This window comes from uncultured Microbacterium sp., assembly GCF_963521695.1.
In the GTDB taxonomy this organism is placed as follows: domain Bacteria; phylum Actinomycetota; class Actinomycetes; order Actinomycetales; family Microbacteriaceae; genus Microbacterium.
Genome location: NZ_CAUQWC010000329.1, coordinates 1 through 2,855, shown reverse-complemented (window position 1 = coordinate 2,855; position 2,855 = coordinate 1). Strand labels below are relative to the sequence as shown.

Genomic DNA, 2,855 nt, shown 5'->3' with positions numbered 1-2,855 from the left:
TCGGCGTCGGCAGGGTGGTGGCGGTGGTGCTCGACGTCACCGTCGTCCGCGGACTCCTCCTGCCGTCGCTCATGACCTTGCTCGGCCGCGCCAACTGGTGGCCCGGCACACGGTCCGACCGGCGGCGATCGGTGGATGCCGCGGCATCCACCGTCGCGACGTCGTCGGGGCCCGATACCGTCCCCGTCGACGCCGCGCCCCTCGCGCGGGCGACCCCGCCGTAGGCTGGACCCATGCACGGCGAGTACAAGGTCCCCGGCGGCAAGTTGGTCGTCGTCGACCTCGAAGCGCGCGAGGGTCGCATCCACGGGTTCCACCTCGCGGGCGACTTCTTCCTCGAGCCCGACGACGCGCTCGACGACATCGATCAGGCCGTCGACGGTCTTCCGGTGGAGTCCGACGTCCCCACGATCGCCGCAGCGATCCGCGCGGCCCTCCCCGAGGGGGCGCAGCTGCTGGGGTTCACGCCCGAGTCGGTGGCCACCGCCATCCGCCGCGCGCTCGTCACCGCTCCCGGCTGGGCCGATTTCGAGTGGGAGGTCGTGCACGACCGCCCCGTCTCACCGCGCATGAACCTCGCCCTCGACGAGGTGCTGACCACCCGCGTGGGCGCGGGTCTGCGCACACCCACGCTGCGCCTCTGGGAGTGGAACGAGAACGCCGTCGTGATCGGCTCGTTCCAGTCGCTGCGCAACGAGGTCGATCCGGCGGGCGCCGAGGCGCACGGCTTCGACGTGGTGCGACGCATCTCGGGCGGCGGCGCGATGCTGATGGCCGCGAACTCGATCGTGACGTATTCGCTCTACGTCCCGGCATCCCTCGTCGCCGGAATGACGTTCGCCGATTCGTACGCGTTCCTCGACGACTGGGTGCTGCAGGCCCTGCGCTCGCTCGGCATCGATGCGGTCTACCAGCCGCTCAACGACATCGCCGGCCCCCACGGCAAGATCGGCGGCGCCGCCCAGAAGCGTCTCGCCAACGGCGGTGTGCTGCACCACGCGACCCTCAGCTACGACATGGACGGCCAGGTGCTCACCGAGGTGCTGCGCATAGGCCGCGAGAAGCTCAGCGACAAGGGCACCGTCTCGGCCGCCAAGCGCGTCGACCCGCTGCGCAGCCAGACCGGTCTGCCGCGCGACCAGGTGATCGATCGCTTCATCCAGACCTTCACCACGCTGTACGGCGCGACCCAGGGGCACATCACCGACGACGAGTACGCCGAGGCCGAGGCGCTCGTGGAGTCGAAGTTCGCCACCGACGCGTGGCTGCAGCGCGTCCCGTGAGCGCCGTCACCACCGGCGACGCCCTCGAACCGGGCGCCGTCGAGATCCACCACGCCGACAATCTCGCCGTCACCCCGGCGTACGCCGACGGCTCGTTCGCGCTCGTCTACCTCGACCCGCCCTTCAACACCGGCCGCACGCGGTCGAAGGCCGTCGAGTCGGCGACGTGGACGCCGCCCGTCGAAGAGCCCCAGGATGCCGCAACCCCGGATGCCGCTGGGCCCTCGGCCGCGGCATCCGAAGACCCGAACATGCTCACGTTCCCCGAAGAGGAGCCGCCGCCGCCTCCCGTGGTGCAGCGCGGCTTCCACGGGCGCGAGTACGCGCGCCTCCGCGGGGACCTCCGCACCTACGACGACCGCTTCGACGATTACTGGGGGTTCCTCGAGCCGCGGCTGATCGAGGCGTGGCGTCTGCTCGCCGACGACGGCACGCTCTACCTGCACCTCGACTACCGCGAGGTGCACTACGCCAAGGTGATGTGCGACGCGCTGTTCGGTCGAGACAAGTTCCTCAACGAACTCATCTGGGCGTACGACTACGGCGCGAAGACGAAGCGCCGCTGGCCCACGAAGCACGAGACGATCCTCGTGTACGTGAAGAACCCGGCGACGTACTTCTTCGATTCGGATGCCGTCGACCGCGAGCCGTACATGGCCCCGAGCCTCGTCACCGCCGAGAAGGCCGCGCGCGGCAAGCTCCCCACCGACGTGTGGTGGCACACCATCGTGCCGACCACCGGGCGCGAGAAGACGGGCTATCCGACGCAGAAGCCGGAGGGGGTGCTGCGCCGCATGGTGCAAGCGTCGAGCCGCCCCGGCGACAGCGTGCTCGACATGTTCGCCGGCAGTGGCACGCTCGGGGCCGTCGCCGCGCCGCTCGGTCGCGACAGCGTGCTGATCGACGACAACGCCGATGCCGTCGCCGTGATGCACAAACGCCTCGAACCGTTCGTGCGCTGACGCGGTCGCTCCGCGTCGCGGCCCCGCCGGCTGGCGTGGGCGCAGGTCAGCGATTCGCGCAGGGTCGGTGGTTCGCGCAGGGTCGGTGGTTCGCGCAGGGTCGGTGGTTCGCGCAGGGTCGGTGATTCGCGCAGGGTCAAGGGTTCGCGCAGGGTCGGTGATTCGCGCTGGGTCAGGGATCCGCGCAGGGTCAGCGGTTCGCGCAGGGTCGGTGATTGGCGCAGGGTCGGCGATTCGCGCAACGTCAGTGCGGGTCGCCGTGAACGGCCTGCGCGTGCGCGCATCGCTGAGTTTGTGGCGATTGCGGACCGGCGTGCGCCCGCCCCCGCCGCGACGAGTGGTTCGGGCGTGCAATGTGCACCGGGGCGTTCGGCGTCCGCCGCGGTGCACATCGGGTGCCCCGAAACAGCTGCGGCCACTGAGGCGCGGCGCCCGGGCGAGGTGCCCGCCGCGACGAGCGGTCCGGGGCATGCATTGTGCACGGGGTCGTCCGGCGTCCGCCGCGACGAGTGGTTCGGGGCATGCATTGTGCACGGGGTCGTCCGGCGTCCGCCGCGACGAGGGGTGCGGGGCGTGCAAGGTGCTCCGGGGCGGGCGGCGACCGCCCCGG

General features: G+C 71.2%; 3 protein-coding genes. All 3 read left to right on the top strand.

The genetic code is table 11. From position 1 onward, the window contains the following. A partial coding sequence (locus tag RWP81_RS15965) for an MMPL family transporter (RefSeq protein WP_314457756.1) occupies positions 1–224 on the top strand: 224 nt, incomplete at its 5' end. Between the two features lie 9 nt (positions 225–233). Beyond that, positions 234–1,283: a biotin/lipoate A/B protein ligase family protein gene (locus RWP81_RS15960; RefSeq protein ID WP_314457754.1), complete on the top strand. Its 1,050-nt coding sequence runs from the start codon at positions 234–236 to the stop codon at positions 1,281–1,283. After that, positions 1,280–2,245: a site-specific DNA-methyltransferase gene (locus tag RWP81_RS15955; RefSeq protein WP_314457752.1), complete on the top strand. Its 966-nt coding sequence runs from the start codon at positions 1,280–1,282 to the stop codon at positions 2,243–2,245. The genes RWP81_RS15960 and RWP81_RS15955 overlap by 4 nt, the downstream gene beginning before the upstream one ends. The last annotated feature ends 610 nt before the right edge of the window (positions 2,246–2,855 follow it).